General features: G+C 50.2%; 11 protein-coding genes and 1 pseudogene. 3 read left to right on the top strand and 9 right to left on the bottom strand.

Annotated features, from left to right (window positions below; genetic code table 11):
- Positions 1-294 carry a hypothetical protein gene (locus SNR34_RS29845; protein WP_486180806.1) on the bottom strand — a complete coding sequence of 98 codons (294 nt, stop codon included), beginning with the start codon at positions 292-294 and terminating at the stop codon, positions 1-3.
- Positions 295-405: 111 nt separating this feature from the next.
- Positions 406-1,251 (bottom strand): AraC family transcriptional regulator, encoded by an 846-nt coding sequence (locus SNR34_RS29840; protein WP_236413391.1) that lies wholly within the window; start codon positions 1,249-1,251, stop codon positions 406-408.
- Positions 1,252-1,521: 270 nt separating this feature from the next.
- Here SNR34_RS29840 and SNR34_RS29835 point away from each other — a divergent pair, with 270 nt between their 5' ends.
- Positions 1,522-3,135: a glycoside hydrolase family 43 protein gene (locus SNR34_RS29835; RefSeq protein WP_343261270.1), complete on the top strand. Its 1,614-nt coding sequence runs from the start codon at positions 1,522-1,524 to the stop codon at positions 3,133-3,135.
- A gap of 104 nt (positions 3,136-3,239) precedes the next feature.
- Here SNR34_RS29835 and SNR34_RS29830 read toward each other — a convergent pair whose 3' ends face one another.
- The 6 genes from SNR34_RS29830 to SNR34_RS29805 form a co-directional block, all read right to left on the bottom strand.
- Positions 3,240-4,118 carry a carbohydrate ABC transporter permease gene (locus SNR34_RS29830; protein WP_339275212.1) on the bottom strand — a complete coding sequence of 293 codons (879 nt, stop codon included), beginning with the start codon at positions 4,116-4,118 and terminating at the stop codon, positions 3,240-3,242.
- 14 nt (positions 4,119-4,132) lie between these two features.
- Positions 4,133-5,014, bottom strand: a complete 882-nt coding sequence (locus tag SNR34_RS29825; protein ID WP_236413388.1) for a carbohydrate ABC transporter permease — start codon at positions 5,012-5,014, stop codon at positions 4,133-4,135.
- A 91-nt stretch (positions 5,015-5,105) separates the two neighbouring features.
- A complete protein-coding gene (locus SNR34_RS29820) occupies positions 5,106-6,431 on the bottom strand; it encodes an extracellular solute-binding protein (protein ID WP_339275210.1) in 1,326 nt (441 codons plus the stop codon).
- A 122-nt stretch (positions 6,432-6,553) separates the two neighbouring features.
- On the bottom strand, positions 6,554-7,345 hold the full coding sequence (locus SNR34_RS29815; protein ID WP_339275208.1) for a response regulator transcription factor: 792 nt from the start codon (positions 7,343-7,345) through the stop codon (positions 6,554-6,556).
- Positions 7,320-9,098 carry a cache domain-containing sensor histidine kinase gene (locus SNR34_RS29810; protein ID WP_486180805.1) on the bottom strand — a complete coding sequence of 593 codons (1,779 nt, stop codon included), beginning with the start codon at positions 9,096-9,098 and terminating at the stop codon, positions 7,320-7,322. The genes SNR34_RS29815 and SNR34_RS29810 overlap by 26 nt, the downstream gene beginning before the upstream one ends.
- Positions 9,099-9,419: 321 nt before the next feature.
- Positions 9,420-10,043: an acetate uptake transporter gene (locus tag SNR34_RS29805; RefSeq protein ID WP_236413383.1), complete on the bottom strand. Its 624-nt coding sequence runs from the start codon at positions 10,041-10,043 to the stop codon at positions 9,420-9,422.
- A 444-nt stretch (positions 10,044-10,487) separates the two neighbouring features.
- Here SNR34_RS29805 and SNR34_RS29800 point away from each other — a divergent pair, with 444 nt between their 5' ends.
- Positions 10,488-15,683 (top strand): rhamnogalacturonan lyase family protein, encoded by a 5,196-nt coding sequence (locus SNR34_RS29800; protein ID WP_486180804.1) that lies wholly within the window; start codon positions 10,488-10,490, stop codon positions 15,681-15,683.
- A gap of 531 nt (positions 15,684-16,214) precedes the next feature.
- Entirely contained in the window at positions 16,215-16,400 is a 186-nt protein-coding gene (locus SNR34_RS29795) for an aspartyl-phosphate phosphatase Spo0E family protein (RefSeq protein WP_236413382.1), read from the top strand.
- 132 nt (positions 16,401-16,532) lie between these two features.
- On the opposite strand, the pseudogene SNR34_RS29790 reads toward SNR34_RS29795, so the two are convergent.
- Positions 16,533-17,460 (bottom strand): annotated as a pseudogene (locus SNR34_RS29790) (response regulator).
- Between the last annotated feature and the right edge of the window lie 218 nt (positions 17,461-17,678).

Here is a 17,678-nt window from a genome sequence, read left to right as displayed (position 1 = left end):
TTATTCCCAAGGGCAGCTAACGGTCAGGAAGTCGGCAAATTTGTTGCTCTCTTCCCGCCGCTGCCTTCTCATGACTGCCCGTACAGGAGCGGTTTCATATCGTTTTTTCTCCTCTTCCGTTTCCGGATTGATCCTGGGTACGATCAGCTTGCGTTTATTTTCGTCAAAGCCACAAAGGTAAGAAAGGCCGTTGCGGCGATTTTCTTTTCCCCTGTCTTCAGATCCTCGCGAATCACCTACACGAATATTTTCATCGAACTCCGGCCCGTCCAGGTTGCGAACAGATCCCAGCATTACCGAGTCCGACGATCGATCGGAAACAGGATGTCGACCGCTGAAGCTGCCGAATGCCTCGGTCTTCCGGAATTAGTCTATCCTGTCTTCGCCATTTGCGTAAGCGGTCCATTATTTGTGGAATCTGTCGCGGAATTGGCTTGGAGATTCCCCGGTCCAGCGTTTATACTGCCTGCTGAAATGAGCGATATTTTTATAGCCCAGTCTAGAGGAAATTTCCTTGATGGACGTCTCGGGATTCATGAGCAGCAACTTGGCCTTTTTGAGCATCAGCATAGACATGTACTGTCTCGGCGATAAGCCGAATGAACGGGTAAACATGCGATTGACTGAAGATGTGCTGTATCCGACGTCTTGTGCTATGGACTCAATCGTTTCATGGGTTCGAATTTCCCCCTCCTCACTGTCCATGTCGCCGACGATCTGCTCCAGCCTGGAGGCAACATAGGAAGCGGTGGGGGATATTTGCGACGAGATGCCGTGCCCTTCCTGAGACAGGACATGGCTGAGTGTTCCGAACAGCTCAAACAAGGCGGACAGGATTATCATGCGGGACTGGACGCTCACGCCGGCTCCCTCCAGCGTAAGCATAATCAGTTTGTCCAGTGCGGGACGAATCGCGTTGCTAAGCTCGCTGTCTGAGGCTGAGAAAGGACTGACCCTGGCACATAGCAGCTCTCTGAAATCCGGTTCATCTACATCAAAATGAATGCAGTAATAAGTCATGCCTCGGTGAGCGGCCGCATAGCTTTCGTGTTCCTCTCCCGGGATAAGGAGCAGCAGGTCGCCTGGCTGTTGTGTAAAATGCTGCCCATTCACTTTCATCTCTTGAGTACCGGATAAAACGAGGTTTACCTCGAAGAAGGGATGGGAGTGAACAGGATAGCTCCAATGATGATCTACGGTGCGGTAATGGGCAGCAAAGACACGGAAGGTTGAATTCATATCAGGCAGCATAAACTCAGTTCCTTTATATTCCTCTTTGTTCCCCCTATGATCTCTTATCACATTTTCTCTGCGTTCCATAATCGATGCACCTTCCAATAGGTCAGCAAACTTTTGCTTGATTTGGGTAAATAGTGACTTCTTCTGGATATGGGTAAGTATAAATAACTTTGCTATGATTACAGTATACTACTAAATTTTCACGGATTTCTGCCTGTTGAAGAAGAAGGGTAAATATAGTGCCAGCAGACAGGATTATCCGTAATGCAAAGGAGCAAAACGATGGCTGTTATTCAGAATCCGATCTTGACTGGGTTCAATCCGGATCCAAGCATTTGCCGTGCCGGGGAGGACTACTATATTGCAGTATCGACATTTGAATGGTTTCCGGGTGTAGGAATCTATCATTCAAGAGACCTGAAGAACTGGAGGCTCGTATCAAGGCCTTTAAATCGTCTAAGCCAGCTGAATATGATGGGAAATCCCGATTCAGGAGGCATTTGGGCGCCAGCATTGTCTTACCGTGACGGGAAGTTCTGGCTTATTTACACGGATGTTAAAGTGACGGAGGGACAGTGGAAAGATTCTCATAACTACCTGGTTACCTGTGACACCGTTGACGGAGAATGGTCTGAACCGATTTATTTGAACAGCTCAGGCTTTGATCCCTCCCTGTTCCACGACGAGGACGGCAGAAAGTACCTTGTCAATATGGTTTGGGATCAGCGTGTTGGAAATCACCCTTTCTACGGAATTGCTCTGCAGGAATTTGACCCGGTGCAGCAGAAGCTGGTGGGCAAAGCAGAGATTATCTTTAAAGGAACCAGTATCAAGCTGACAGAAGCTCCGCATTTGTACAAAATTGACGGTGTTTACTTCCTGCTCACTGCGGAAGGCGGAACGAAGTATGATCATTGCTCCACGCTGGCCCGTTCCCGAGATCTACGCGGACCTTATGAAGTGCATCCGGAGAATCCACTCATTTCGTCCTTTGCACATCCGAGGAATCCGCTGCAAAAGGCGGGGCACTCTTCCATCGTGCATACGCACACCGACGAGTGGTTCCTTGTCCATTTGACAGGAAGACCTCTTTCGAGAGAAGGACATCCGCTCCTTGATCCGAGAGGATACTGTCCGCTCGGACGTGAAACAGCGATTCAACGCCTTGAATGGAGAGACGGATGGCCTTACGTCGTCGGCGGCAACCAGCCTTCCCTTCAGATCGAAGGCCCGAATATGGAAGAGGTCAAGTGGGATCCTGACTTCCCGGAAAAAGACGATTTTGACAGCGAAGAGCTGAATCTGCATTTCCAAAGCCTGCGTATTCCGCTTGGCAGCTCGGTTCTCTCATTGACGGATCGCCCGGGGCATTTGAGATTGTACGGCAAAGAGTCCTTCTCGTCCAAGTTTACGCAGGCCTTCATCGCAAGACGCTGGCAGCATTTCCGCTTTACAGCAGAGACGAAAGTTGCGTTTAATCCAACGACTTTCCAGCAATCGGCAGGACTTGCAAACTACTACAATACCCAGAACTGGACCTCCTGCCAGATTACCTGGAATGAGGAAAAGGGAAGGGTGCTGGAGCTTGCAGTATGTGATAACTTCACGTTCTCCCAGCCTCTGCAGGGGCAGGAGATTGTTATCCCGGACGAAGCGGAGTACGTATACCTGCGTGTCGATGTGAAGTACGACATTTACGAGTATTCTTATTCTTGGGATGGCCGGAATTGGTCGACTATTCCAGTGCAGTTCCAATCTCACAAGCTGTCGGATGATTACATTCAAGGCGGCGGCTTCTTCACCGGCGCATTTGTGGGCATGCGTTCTCAAGACACATCAGGCCAAAGCCTGCCTGCCGATTTTGATTACTTCATCTACAAGAGCAACGAAGCGTAATCTAAACATGTGTTAAAAAAGCTCCGAGTCTCTCCGCAAAGGATTAATCCTGCGCAAGAGGTTCGGAGCTTCTTGTATTAATCGCATAAACAGCCTGTTCTACATCAGCCTTTTACGGCTCCGGCCGCCATTCCCTCAACAATCCGGTCGCTGAGGAACATGTAGGCAACGAGAATCGGCAGAATACTGATCATCAGCGTCGCACCGATGGCGCCCCAGTCGGTTGTGTACTGGCCGATAAAGTTCTGGACGCCAACGGTCAGTGTTTTATATTGATCGGAGCTGATAAACGTATTTACGAAGATGAATTCATTCCAGTTATAAATCATGTTGATGATTCCTGTTGTGGCAATAACAGAGCTTGTCATCGGAAGAACGATGCGGAAAAACATTCGGTTAACGCTGCACCCGTCGATTACGGCCGCTTCTTCGACCTCTTTAGGAAGCGCATAATAGAAGCCCAGCAGGATCATAATCGTAATCGGCATATTAAAGGCGACATAGGAGAGCACCAGTGAAAGCGGATGATCCGTCAGGCCGATCTTGTTAAACATGCTGAACAACGGAATTAATGTGGAATGGACAGGAATCATCATCGCGACCATAAACAGGCCGAGGACAAGAGAGCTGCCCTTCCATTTCATCCGGGTGATGGCAAAGGTCACTAGGCTTCCAAGCACCACGGTGATGATTGTTGCTGCCACGGTTATCCAAACACTGTTGAAAAAGTAAACATCAATATTGCCTGAGTTCCATACCTTTGCATAGTTTTCCCACTTCGGATTTGCCGGTAGAGACAGCGGAGGCAGGTTAAATACCTCCTGGTTATTTTTGAGCGAGAAGAGCAGCAGCCATACGAGTGGAAACAGCTGGAATGCTGCAACCCCGATCAATATAATGTATAGAAGCGAATATCCGGTCTTTTTTAGTATACCGGAACCGGATTGCGCAGATCCGCCAAGCCGGGCAGTGCTTTCCATCATGATGTGTTACCTCCTTATGAGTATTGAATCGTATCTTTGGTCGCTGTTAATTTACGAATGATCCAGGTCACGACAAGACAGATAATGAGCAGGAAAAAGCCGATGGCGCTGCCGTATCCGAAGTCGTAGGATTTAAATGCCTCGCTGTACATATAGGAGGCCATAACTTCACTTGAGCCGTTTGGCCCGCCGCCTGTCATGACGTAGATCAAGTCAAAATATTTAAGCGAACCCACAAGGGATAGCACGATGGTAACCTTAATGACTTCCATAATAAGCGGAAGCTTGATTCTAAGGGCAATCTGTATGCCTGTAGCGCCGTCGATTTTTGCCGCTTCTTCAAGCGATGTCGGGATGTTCTTCAGTGCAGAGTAGTAGATCAGAATATAGAAACCTGCATACTGCCATAGGATGGGAATAAAGAGCGCAATCAGTACAAGTGAAGGGTCTGCCAGCCATGCAGGAGGGTCCTCGAAGCCGATGGACGTCAGAAAGCTGTTAATAACCCCGTTTGTCGGATGGTACATCCGAAGCCACAGCTGTGCAATAGCAACAGAGGACAGCAGCATGGGGACGAGATAGATTTTGCGGAACAGATTAGCTCCCTTAATGCGACCCGCTACAACCATAGCCACAGCCAGATATATAATCAAGCTTAAGCCTGAGAAGAAAGCGAGCAAGAGGGAGTGCCAAGCGCTGCTCCAAAATACGCTGTCCTGCAGCAGCTCCTTATAGTGATCCAATCCGATAAATTTCATGGCGCCTATTCCGTTCCATTCATGCAGGCCGTAATATCCAGTTAACAGAATCGGGATATAAACGAGCACCAAAATTAACAGCAGGGATGGAAGGACGTAGAGTGCGATCATCTTCTTGTTAGACATTACCTTATCCATTTGAGTCAAACTCCTTTCCGTTCTGCATAATAAGCTGACCCGGTGCAAGAACCGGGCCAGCTCACCTGATTTTGATAGTTATTCTTGTTGGTTACTTCCCGGAAATAGCCTTGTCATGCTCGGCAGCGAAGTTTTCAGGAGTCACCGCTTTGCCAAACAATGCCTGAATTTGATTCAGATGGGTTTCAGCCGCTGATGCCTGCATCTGCACATCGGCATACAAAGTAATGCTGGTTGCTTTGTTCATTTCGTTGAACAAGTCAATATACAGCTGAGGGAGCTCAAGTGAAGCAGTGTCTACTTTAGTTGCCGGGATCACACCTGCGCCGGTAACAGATTGCTCACCCCATTTAGCTACAAAATACTCTACGAATTTCTTTGCTTCTTCTTTGACTTTGGAATTCTCAGATACGAACAATCCTACGCCGGGTCCGCCTACCCAGCTGTCAACGCTTCCTTTGCCGCCTTCGACTGCAGGGAATTTAAAGAAACCGACGCTGTCGCGGAATTCCTGAGGGATTTCCTCGTTCGTTGTAAAGTTAGGAAGCTCCCAAGTACTCATGATGTACATTGCTGCGTTTCCATTCAGGAACTCGGATTTGGCTTCTTCATTGGAAAGCCCGTTAAAGCCTTTAATAAAAGCGTTGCTGTCTACGAGTGACTGTACTTCAGCTGCCGCTTTGAGCAAGCCTTCATCGGAGAAGGAGCCTTCGCCGTTAATCGCTTTAGCAAGCGCCTCTTGTCCGCCAAAGCGTTCAGCAAGGAACATGTAAATGAGAGATCCTGTCCAGCGGTCCTTATTGCCGAGCGCAATGGGAGCAACACCGTTGTCGGTAAGAGTAGTAATAACCTGTTTCAATTCATCATACGATTGCGGTGTTTCCAGTCCATACTGTTCAAAAATAGCCTTGTTGTAGAAAACAGGGGTAATGTTAAACTCCAGCGGCAGACCGTATGTCTTGCCATCAATATTGAAGGCTTCCGTTGTTCCTTCTACAAATTTTCCGCTTAAATCACCGTCCAGCAGATCATCTAACGGAGTGAACAGTCCGCCTTCTACATAAGGGGCCATAAAGCCTGCAGCCCAGGTAATACCGACATCAGGCAATTCATTGGAAGCAGAGAGTACCTTCAGCTTGTTTTTATACTGTTCGTTGTCCAGCACTTCTGTCTTGATCGTTACATTCGGGTTTTCTGTCTGGTAATCTTGAATAATTTGATTTACGATTTTATTTTGTCCGGCAGATACACCCTCAGGCCACAGATGCATAAAGCTGATTGTTGTTTTATCGCCGTCCGAGACACCTTCATCTCCATTTGCGCTGCCATTGCTGCCGCTGCTGCCACAGCCGGCAAGCGCGATGGCGAAGCATAGCGTCATGATCATAAACGTCCACTTTTTACTAGATTTGAACACGTTTACATCCCCTTTGCTTATTGATCTTGGTCGGTTGTGAAACCGCTTTATCGACTCTAGTTGAATTGTAGCAAAGCTTTTGTAAGCGCATAACGTAACAGGCTTTGGGTGTAATACCACTTTTATTGGATTTTCTCCTCCGAGCTGGTTTGCAGATTCGCTCTATACCTGCCCGGGCTTACATTCTCCGCTGTTCGAAACACTTTCACAAAATATTTCGGAGTCTGGTATCCGACGAGCTCCGAAATCTCGTTAATGGAAAGTCTCGTATTCACGAGGAGCTCCTTGGCGCGTTGGAGTCTCTTGCGAGTCATATAATCGCTGAAGGTAAGGCCGGTTTGCTCCTTGAACAAGGAACTAAGATAGCTTGTATTCATATGAAGCACCCGGGACAGATCACGCAGGGATACCGGCTCGTTCAGATGCTGATCAAGGTAATCCATCGCTTCCCGAATCGATGTGCTGTACATACGATCCTCTTGAGCGGTCTCCATCAATTTTGGATCGACCAGCTTTTTCATCTGCTCTACTTGGTTCCGGTCCTCATAACGCTTAAGAGCCAGCTCCGCCGCCGCAACGAGCTTCTTCTTGTCGATCGGCTTGAGTAAATATTCGACTACACCGTATTTCAGCGCTCTTTGGGCGTAATCAAACTCGGCATGCCCTGAAATGACAATAACGACAGGAGGGGAGGGGGACGAATGGATTTGTTCAATCAAATCGAGCCCGCTGATTTCCGGCATGCGAATATCGGTAATGACAAGATGGGCATGATTCACCTGCAGCCATGCCAACGCTTCTACTGCACTCGATAAAATATGGATCGTGTGCTGTCCGGATGACCAAGATTCTAGCGTTTTCCGTATGCCTTCTCTGGTTCTTGGTTCATCATCCACAATGAGTATTGTCTTCATGATAAAAAGACCCTCCCGGTTCATTTGGTATCGTAAGTGCAATGACGGTTCCTTTTCCTGCTTGGCTCGTTATACGCATTTCAGGTTCCTTGGTGCTGTAGCTAAGCTTTAATCTTCCGTAGATGTTGGCAATGCCGATGCCCTTTCCTTTTGAAGAAGCCGAACGTCCTTCTTTCATGGCCGTGTATAGGGATTGAATCTTCTCGTCGTCCATTCCCGGTCCGCTGTCTTTGACTATAATCTGCGTATATCCCGGACGTTCTGATGGAGAAACCGTCAGCTCAATGCTCCCTGGGCCGACTTGCTGTTCAATTCCATGTAGAATGGCATTTTCGACAAGGGGCTGAATCAGCAGCTTGGGTATAGGAACAGATCGTAATGAAGGATCGCATGTGATACTCCAGGAGAGCCTGTCTCCCATCCGGATATTCATAATCGTCAAGTAACGCTCAGCATGCGTCAGCTCATGATCTATAGCCACCCACTCGTCCTCATCCCCCCGGTTAATGACATAGCGAAACAGACCGGACATCGCAATGACACTCTCAGCCAGCTCATCCTCTCCTTTTTCGTCGAGCGCCCAGTAGAAGGCATCCAGCGTGTTAAACAAGAAATGGGGGTTGATCTGAGACTGAAGCGCTTTAAGCTCTGTACGGCTTTGCAAAATTTCTTTTTGATACACGACCTCTACGAGCTCATTCATTCTGTCCACCATCTGATTGTATGTGTTGTTCAGTTCCCGTATTTCAAGTGTGGCAGAGGTAACTGTACTTGGCTTTAACGTCCCGAATTTGGAATTCCGCATCACCTTAATCAAGTTCAGAATGGGCTTCGTAATCATTGTAGATAGAAAAAAGGACAGGATGATGAACAGCAGGGCGCCTCCAATGCCTGAAACGATAATGACGGTTTGAAGCAGGCTGATGCCCTCTGCCTTGTAATCTGCCGGGGATAAAATGACCAGGTTCCAGCCTGTCTTTTCCGAAGGCTTCGTCACCGTGATATACGATTTACCGTCCAGCTGAATGGAAGATTGAAGCTGGTGCGCTTGAATATTCGCGCTGATGCCTGGCATGGGAGCGATCGAAATAGGCTTGCCGGCTCCGTCGAACAGATTCATGTACTCCAGCGGCCGATTGCTGTTGGATTGGGTATCGGTGAGCTGAAAGTAGCTTTTATCGATACGTACGACCAAATAACCGGCTGCCTCAAACGACTGGTTGATCAGTCTGATGTTGCGGATCGCAACGACACTGTGAGAATCCCGCGGATCAATGCCGAACCAGACCAGTCTGCCCTGTGCTCGATCTGCTTCATCCACTAGTCCGTGTTCTACGCGCTGATCCAGCTGCACATCATCCAGCGGCAGAAGTCTACGGTATTCCTTCGTGTAAATTTCGATGGAGCGGATGGAGGCTGCGTAAGCTTCCAGCTTGCGCACCTCTTCCTGCAGGTTTTGTCTCTCTGTAAAGCTGAGTGTCCTGCCTGCGGACTCCTGAGCCAAGTAAAGCTGGACAGAAGGATCCGTCGCGACTTGAGAGGTCCAGGTATCAATTTGGCTCACTAAAGCCTCCAGCTTGCCTGTTGTCTGAATAGCGGTCTGCTCAATGTGGCTTTCCGCATTGTTTCTAAGCAGAACGGAAACCTGCTGATACAGAATAAAAGCAATGGAGCCGAGAACAAGCATCATGACAAATAGGGACCCGATAAAAATTTGATTGCGAAGTGTGTTTAAATTACGGGAATCGATCATGAGGTTCACGTTTCCTTTCAATCTGTAAGTGCTTACATTTTGATTGTTAGCGGTCTTTTAGCTTCGATGTGACGTCAGCTGCACATTCTCAAATTCTAATTCGTTCTTCTTCGTTCGACAATACCTTCATCTTCCCGATGCTTGAAAAGGAAAAGTGCTTGAATGAAATGGGGAAATGTTCGAGCATTGAACAAAAGAGGGGCGTCCCTCAGTCATCGATGATGACTGAGGGACACCCCTTCGAAAAGGATAACAGCGATCGGAAAATAGTACTGCAATCGCAGTAGCCTGGTGTGGTTTATTTATGCGGTTTCTATATTATTAAGCCTTGGCTTTGAAAATGCCGGATGGTCCACCAACGGGCAGGAACGTTCGCCCGAAGTGGGCGTTCAGCACCGAAGCTCCCGTACCGTACAATGATACGATTCCGATGCACAGCTCGGCATAGGCTGCAATGGTATGGAAAATATGCGGGGCAATGCCGAAGGCGTCGAAGGTAAGGCCCAGGAACAGGAAATCGATCAGAATGAAAATGATCAGCAATACCTTGTTCGCTTCCACGGCGCCCAGCGTCATGAACAGGGTGAAGATCAAATATCCGGCAAAAGCGAATCCGAGCTGCTTGCCATCGGTTTGTTCCGCAAGAGTGGAGCCGAACACGCCCATTTTGATCAGCCAGTTTGCCCCCATCGCAAACCAGAAAAATGCGTATGCGCCAAAGGCCGTTGTACCGAAGGTGTTATTTCTTTTCGAATCTTGAATGCAAGCGAACAATTGCGCGAACGCGCCGAGGAAAATCGCCCATGGGATCGCGTAGCTAAGCCCTTCCGTGATGCCGAGCTTTTGGGAAGAGGCGACCAAAGTGACGATGGCCAGCCCGAATAATCCCATCGCGCTGGGATCGGCGTTTATGATTTTGACTTGAGTGCGTGAATCGGTTTGCATAGTTGTTGATAAGCCTCCAATGGTTCAAATCGGATGGTGCGAAGCATACATCCTTGAATGGTTTAATTTTGTATCCGCCGGGTCCGGACACACATTGCCCTATTGTAACTGAATGGTTGATGATTGAAAAGGACATTTATCGCTATGGCGGTGCTGATCCACTGAAACGGTTTTGAGCAAGAGTAATACATCAAAAAATCGGTTTTTTAATGGAAGAAGACGGAAAATTACATGTTCATTCCCTGGGAGAAAGGATAGTATCTAGAAAGTAATTTACTTTTGGTATGGGGAGGGAAGCGGGCGGGCCGATGCGGGGCCCGGAAATGACATAAATCAGAGAAGAAAAACGTTGGATACGACGTATTGCAAGCGCTTACTTGTTTAGTGGTTTCATCAATTTGTCTGTAATCATTCAATCATGAGATGACGAAAGGATGGGTATTGATGATCGCGAAGACGCGACGAATCGGCTTGATCTTGCTCATATGGGTGTTTACCATCTCCAGCATGGGCTGGGGGACGATGTTTGGCATGACAACGGTAAGTGCGGCTGCTTCCGAAGGGAATGCTGCCGATGCAATCTTTCATAAATACGACTTCGGTTCGGGAGGGACGGCAGACGGATATACGGCGGTTGACGCGAGCGCTGCTTATTCTGCCGGGGCGGGTTACGGCTTCACGGATCTGTCTAAAGTTACGGTACAGGATCGGGGCACGGAAGATCCGATCAAATCGGACTTTGCCTTGCTGGCCGAAGGGGCAGGCTTCAAGGTTGATTTGCCGAATGGCGATTACACCGTTTCCCTGGTGGCGGGCGACCCGCAAGGGAATACGGACATTGCCATCAAGGTGGAGAGCATGGATAAGGTGCTGCCCACGGCCAAAGCGGCTGGTGAATTTTTGGAGATGAGCTTCGACATTGCGCTGGTGGACGGGCAGATGAACTTTGAGTTCGCCGGAACGGCCGCCAAATTGAATGCGCTTACGATTGAAAGGTTGCCTGAGCGGGAGGCTGGGAGCAAACCGGTGCTGTACCTTGCGGGCGATTCCACCATGCAGACGTATGACCCGTACTGGAAACCTCAAGCCGGATACGGCCAGATGCTGCCATCGTTCTTCAGTGATGCCGTGGAGATCAAAAACCATTCCATCGGCGGACGCAGCTCCAAGTCATTTATTTTCCAAGGCAGGCTGGATGAAATTTTGCGCGCCATTCGTCCGGGCGATTACCTCCTGGTTCAATTCGGGCATAACGACGCAACGATCAGCGTTCCCGATCGCTACGCCTCACCCGCCGATTACAAAAACTACCTGAAAACTTACATAGACGGGGTGGAGCAGCGGGGTGCTACGCCAATTCTGGTGACGCCGATGGGACGCCGCGATTTCAACGCGGATACGGGCAAATTTAATGTGTCCTTCCCTGAATACGTGCAGGCGATGAAGGAAGTCGCGGCCGAGAAAAACGTGAAATTGATCGATCTCAGCGCGCTTAGCATCGCATATTACGATTCCATCGGGCCGGAGGCGACCTTGTCGGTATTCCTTCATGTGCCGGCGGGTATCTACCAGGCCTTCCCGAACGGCGCAACGGATAATACCCACTTCCAGGAATACGGAGCGATCCAGATCGCTAGGCTTGTTGCCAATGCCATCCGTGAGCTGGACCTTCCGTTGTCCGCCGCCGTCAAGGATGCGCAGGTTCCGGCCGAAGTGCCGGCCAAACCGCAGGATCTTAGAGCAGGCAGCATCAGCAACGCAGGGGCTGTGTTGAAATGGACGGCTGATGACGCCGCTGATATTTACAAAGTGTACCGGAAACTGGCATCCGAGCCGGAATCAGCCTACAAGCTGGCAGGAACGGCCACCGTGCCTACGCTTACGCTTAGCGGATTGGCCGAAGGACAATCCTACACCGTTCGAGTTACTGCCGTGAACGGACGCGGCGAATCGGAAGCTTCGGATGAAGTCGGCTTTACGACCAAATCGGCCAATTACCGTTATGATTTCGGCCCGGTTGGCTCGCCGGTAGCTGCAGGGTACACCGAGGTCAATCGGAATACGATTTATACGCCGGAACGGGGTTACGGCCTGACCTCTTCAGCCAATATGGCTGATCGGGACCGTGGCAGCGCCACCGATGACCTGCGCCGCGATTTCGTCATTTATTTCGGCGGGTCGTACGAATTCAAGGTGGATTTGCCGAACGGAACGTACTCGGTGAAGACGTATACGGGCGACTGGATCGGATCGGCCAGAACGAACGTCAACATCGAAGGCAAAGATTATGGTACCGTCTCCTCCGGCGCCCAAAATATTGCCGAAAAGGTGTTCAACCAAGTCACGGTTCAGGATGGACAGATGAATCTGGTGTTCAGCGGACAAACGGCGCATTTGAACGGAATCGAGATCACGCCCGTATTGACGGCTCCCGCAAACCTGAAGCTGGATGAATTGAACCTCGACGCCGATCCGATTACGGCTGCCCTTTCATGGGAAGCGGCGGCGGATGCGGCCGAGTACAAGGTGTATCGCCAATCCCGCGGAGCCTCCAAGGCCGAGCTGCTGGTTACGACGGCAGAGACCGTCTACGTGGACAACGAAGTGGAGCTGGGCGGAGAATATGTATACACGGTTACAGCCGTGGACAGCACAGGGACGGAATCGGTAACTTCCAATGCCTTGTCCGTATCGACCATTGATTCCACCGTCGACAAAGCCGAAGTGCCTTCCGGCTTAACGTTGCAGAACATTAACAAGAACGATGCCACCATCGGCTGGAATGAAGCTGCAGGCGCACGTTCATATCAGATTTATCGCGCGGCCAAGGCAGACGGACCTTACGACCTGATCGGTCGAACCAAAGAAACGACATATACGGATTCCACGATTCTGAGCACGATTCCTTATTACTACAAAGTCGCTTCCGTCAATGCGGGCGGCGTATCGGAGCTGTCGGCCGTCCTTGAGACGCCTGTCGCAACGAAGCTGGAACGCGAGATGGAGTATTTGGATCGCGCACCGGTAGCGGTTCGGACGGATAACGGCAACTATCTCGGCTGGCGCATGCTGGGCCTCGACCCTGAATCCATTGCATTCAACGTATATCGCGACGGAGAAAAGCTGAATGAGGAGCCGATCGCGAATAGCACGAACTATACCGATGCGGAAGGAACGGAGAATTCCAAATACCGCATTACAAGTGTGTTGAATGGCATTGAAAAAGCGGCGACCAAGGAGTTCGGCGTATGGCAGGAGCAGTATTTGCCGATACCGCTGCAGAAGCCAGCGGATGCCTATACGAAAGATGGTCAGCCATATACGTACCATGCTGGCGATGCCAGCGTGGGTGACCTGGACGGTGACGGAGAGTACGAGATCGTGCTGATGTGGTATCCATCTAACGCTAAAGACAACTCCCAGGCCGGATACACGGGCATCGTGTACATGGACGCTTACAAGCTGGACGGAACCAGGCTGTGGCGCATCGACATGGGGCGGAATATTCGCGCAGGGGCTCACTACTCTCCGTTCTTGGTATACGACTTTGACGGCGATGGCCGGGCAGAGCTGATGATGCGTACTGCCGACTGCACCGTCGACGGGCAGGGCAAGGTGATTGGCGACGCCGATGCCGACCACCGCAACAGCTCGGGGTATGTTTTGCTCGGCGACGAGTTCCTCACCGTGTTTGACGGCAAGACCGGAGCTGCTCTCGATACGGTGGACTATGATCCGCCGCGTGGGGACGTGGCTTCATGGGGAGACGGATACGGCAATCGCGTAGACCGCTTCCTGGCAGCGGTAGCTTATGTGGACGGGGAACGTCCAAGCGCCATGTTCAGCCGCGGTTATTATACGCGCACCGTGCTTGCAACCTATAACTTCCGCGACGGCAAACTCAGCCAGGTATGGCGTTTCGATTCCAATGATGACGGGCACGCGGAGTATGCCGGTCAAGGCAATCATAATTTGTCGGTTGCCGACGTCGACGGAGATGGCAAGGACGAAATTACGTTTGGTGCCATGGCGATCGATGATGACGGCAAACCGTTGTACAACACCAAGCTCGGCCACGGGGATGCCATGCATTTAAGCGATCTGGATCCGACGCGTTCGGGATTGGAAGTGTTCGGCGTGCACGAGAACAAAAGCTCGCAGTACGGAATGGAAATGCGCGATGCAGCGACAGGAGAAGTGCTTTGGGGCGTATTCACCGGCATGGATACCGGACGCGGTATGGCGGCAGACATCGATCCGAATTATCCGGGATCGGAAGTATGGGCTGCAACCATTACGAATGAACAGCATATCCCGATTACCGGTCTGTACAGTGCGCAGGGGGAACTGATCTCCGCGAACATTCCTTCTTCCACGAATTTCGGCATCTGGTGGGACGGGGACCTGTTGCGCGAGCTGCAGGACGGCATTCGAGTCGACAAATGGGACTACGAAAATCAAACCACGGTGAACCTGCTCACGGCTGCGGGATCAGCCTCCAATAACGGCACCAAAGCCAATCCGAGCTTGCAGGCTGACCTGTTCGGCGATTGGCGCGAGGAAGTGATGTGGCGCAGCGAGGACAGCTCGGAGCTCCGCATCTACACGACAACGGATGAGACGGACGTGAGAATTCGCACGCTGATGCATGATCCGGTGTATCGTCTTGGCGTAGCATGGCAAAATGTTGCCTATAACCAACCGCCGCATACGGGTTTTCATCTTGGCGTAGGCATGGAACAGCCTGCAGCACCGAGCATTCGCTATGTCGGTGAACCGCAAGCCCCCGAGGATACAACCCCTCCGGTCATTTCCGGACTGCCTGCAGAGAAAATGAAGGAAGATGAAGTATTGAAGGTGGACGTCCAAGCCGAAGATCCCGAATCGGGCATTACCCAACTGGTGCTGACCTGGGATGGGGAGCTGGTGAAACAGGGTGACGAAATCAGTCTGAAGGGTCTGGTCGGCAAACACAAGTTCACTGCACGAGCGGTGAATGGAGCCGGTCTGGCCACCGAATTGTCGGTCGAAGTGACGGTCGTGACTGCGGATCAGGCAGACGGGGCACCGGGAATGCCGGTGTTGTCCGATAATAACACGCATGGAGATGGCCTCGCTGATGGAAGTTATACGATCACGATGAACATGTGGTGGGGAAACAACGGTACCGAATACAAATTGTATGAGAACGGCGAGCTGATCGATACCCAGCAGCTTGCTGCGTCGACGCCATCGGCCCAGAAGGCGGTCACGGACATTTCAGGACGAGTCAACGGCACATATGTTTACACGTGTGAGCTGATAAATGCCAAAGGGACGACCGAATGTGCGCCGCTCACCGTGACGGTTACGGATGCATCGCCAGGCCAACCTGTGCTTTCATCCGACAATTGGGATGGCGACGGCAATTACATCATTACCATCAATATGTGGTGGGGCACCAATGCTACCTCATATCGCCTGTATGAGAACGGAGCAGAGATCGATGCACAGACGCTGACGGCAGCCACGCCTAATGCCCAAGAGGCGAAGGTGACGATCTCGGACAGAGCTCCGGGGGAATATGAGTATGTTGTGGAATGGATCAATGAAAGTGGATCGGTAAAGAGTGATGTCTTGAAGGTAACCGTCAGACCTTGAATAATCCAGATCACAAAGCGATAACGAATTGATCGGTTGGCAAATGAGGAGAAGCACCTCTCTGCAATCTGGGTCGGCCCATGCGGGTCGAATCTCGACAGAGGGGTGCTTTTTGGTCTACATGGACAAGAAATTCATTTTTCTTGCAAATGTGATGTCATAAAAAGCGACAAGTGGGTAATATTCACAGTATAGTCACATTGGAATTTGTGATCGTAATCCATCGGGTTATTACTCCATTTCTAGTATTTTGCAGCATTCGATTCATGTTGTACTAGAACACAATATATAGACGGCTATTAACGATGTGATCCCATATATGGCTATGAATGAGGGGGGATTTGGGGTTTTTCGTCATTATTTTTTGATATTATAGAGTCAAATTGTGCCTTAATGTGTTACTATATCCGTAAAGAATCTCAAAAAATGGGTGATGCAGCCGCACCCGAGCCGATGATGCCATATGTTAATCCAACTGAAGATTGACAGCAAAACCTAAACTATATCACAGTATTAAGGAGGTCTCGGGTGATGGTAATGAGTTTGGATCTGAAAAGTCAAATCGAAAAAGCGAGACATAACCTGCACATGCTGGTGGAACATAACAAAGGTGGGCTAGGGCATCCGGATGTCATTCGGCAGTCCATGGCATTGGACGAGCTGATCAACGAATATCATCGAAAACATGGAAGCAAGGCTGGGGTCAGGCCGATTTAATTTCTCATGCTAATCTTCTTTTTCATATAGCTTTATCCCCATGCGGACATGCAAATGGCCGGGAGCAGCAGGCAGCGATAGCGCTGTGCACTTCCGGTCAGGACATGTCCGCATTGTTTGTGGATGTGGCGGTCAATGCTGCAGAAGGCGTTTCGCTTCAAGGTACAGCACTTGAACGAATTTTTTGGTGTTGATCCTTGTTTGGGACAAGGATGGCTCGACGTTGTTTTGCAGCTCCAGCATTTTTTTGCGGATTTCGGTAAAATCAAAAAACTTTGATGCGTAGTTTTCGAACTTGGGATGGGTATAGTCTGTAAGCCCGAGCGAAACAACATGGCTGAGCGTTTGGAAAATGGCGCGGCGAACGCGTTGTTCGGCAGCCTTGATCTCCTTGTTGATCTCAGCGGGAGACGCGTCTGCTCCCAGTTTGCGCAAGGCAACGTTATGGAAAACATCCTTAAGGGAACATGTACGGGGATAGCTTATGCTCTTCCGTTTCGGTTTCCTCCAGAAACTCCAGCATGTCGAGCAGGTCTTTGCTGCCCGCTTCCCCCACCATGCCCATTTCCGATAACAGATGATGTCCCGCGGTCGTAATGTTTTTTTCGGCGGCCTGTCCGCTTTGGCGCTCAGACCCTTGAATCCCTGTCAATCCTTGAAGCGTGCGCTGGATTTCCTGAATCGACTGCTGCATTCTCAACCGCTCGTTGACAAGGCGGAGTACCGATACGATCTCCAGGCGGTTGAGCGGTTTAGTAATATAGTATTCAATGCCAAGCGAGTAAGCTTCCCCGATCATGCTTTTGGATTCGATTTGCGAAATCATGACGATTTTCCCGCCGAAACGGTTTCCAAGCGCGCGGATCGTCTGAATGCCATCACGCTGCGGCATAAGCAGATCGATCAGCAGGATGTCCACTTTGTTCAGCTCAAGCAGCTCCGCGTGTACGTGCATCCCGTCTTCGGATTCGCCGGCAATTTCACCCAGTCCTTCATCCTCTATAATATCACCGAGCATGGAACGGATTCCTTGATCGTCATCCACGATAAAATACCTCAACCTTCTTCCTCCTTTCTTGATCACAAGCGACCTATTTGCGAACGGCTTGCACAAAATCCGATGTCTTCCCATCCTATCTTTGCCCACAGTATGCCCCGTTTTGGCGGTGTGTCTCAGAAACATGCATACATTTCTGATGAGTGGCGGTCATTGCGCCTATCATCCTCATCGTGTCAAGTAAAGTCACAACATATGGCCGAATATCACTTTATAACAAA

Source organism: Paenibacillus sp. XP01 (genome assembly GCF_057364885.1).
The sequence above is the reverse complement of the archived record's forward strand: the minus strand, read 5'-3'. Positions and strand labels throughout refer to the sequence as shown.

Bases quoted from the DNA above. Each gene is read 5' to 3' on its own strand.
- SNR34_RS29805 (WP_236413383.1), bottom strand. From the start codon at position 10,043: ATGCAAACCGATTCACGCACTCAAGTCAAAATCATAAACGCCGATCCC.
- SNR34_RS29810 (WP_486180805.1), bottom strand. From the start codon at position 9,098: ATGATCGATTCCCGTAATTTAAACACACTTCGCAATCAAATTTTTATC.
- SNR34_RS29795 (WP_236413382.1), top strand. From the start codon at position 16,215: ATGGTAATGAGTTTGGATCTGAAAAGTCAAATCGAAAAAGCGAGACAT.
- SNR34_RS29835 (WP_343261270.1), top strand. From the start codon at position 1,522: ATGGCTGTTATTCAGAATCCGATCTTGACTGGGTTCAATCCGGATCCA.
- SNR34_RS29845 (WP_486180806.1), bottom strand. From the start codon at position 294: ATGCTGGGATCTGTTCGCAACCTGGACGGGCCGGAGTTCGATGAAAAT.
- SNR34_RS29815 (WP_339275208.1), bottom strand. From the start codon at position 7,345: ATGAAGACAATACTCATTGTGGATGATGAACCAAGAACCAGAGAAGGC.
- SNR34_RS29840 (WP_236413391.1), bottom strand. From the start codon at position 1,251: ATGCTGCCTGATATGAATTCAACCTTCCGTGTCTTTGCTGCCCATTAC.
- SNR34_RS29825 (WP_236413388.1), bottom strand. From the start codon at position 5,014: ATGGATAAGGTAATGTCTAACAAGAAGATGATCGCACTCTACGTCCTT.
- SNR34_RS29830 (WP_339275212.1), bottom strand. From the start codon at position 4,118: ATGATGGAAAGCACTGCCCGGCTTGGCGGATCTGCGCAATCCGGTTCC.
- SNR34_RS29800 (WP_486180804.1), top strand. From the start codon at position 10,488: ATGATCGCGAAGACGCGACGAATCGGCTTGATCTTGCTCATATGGGTG.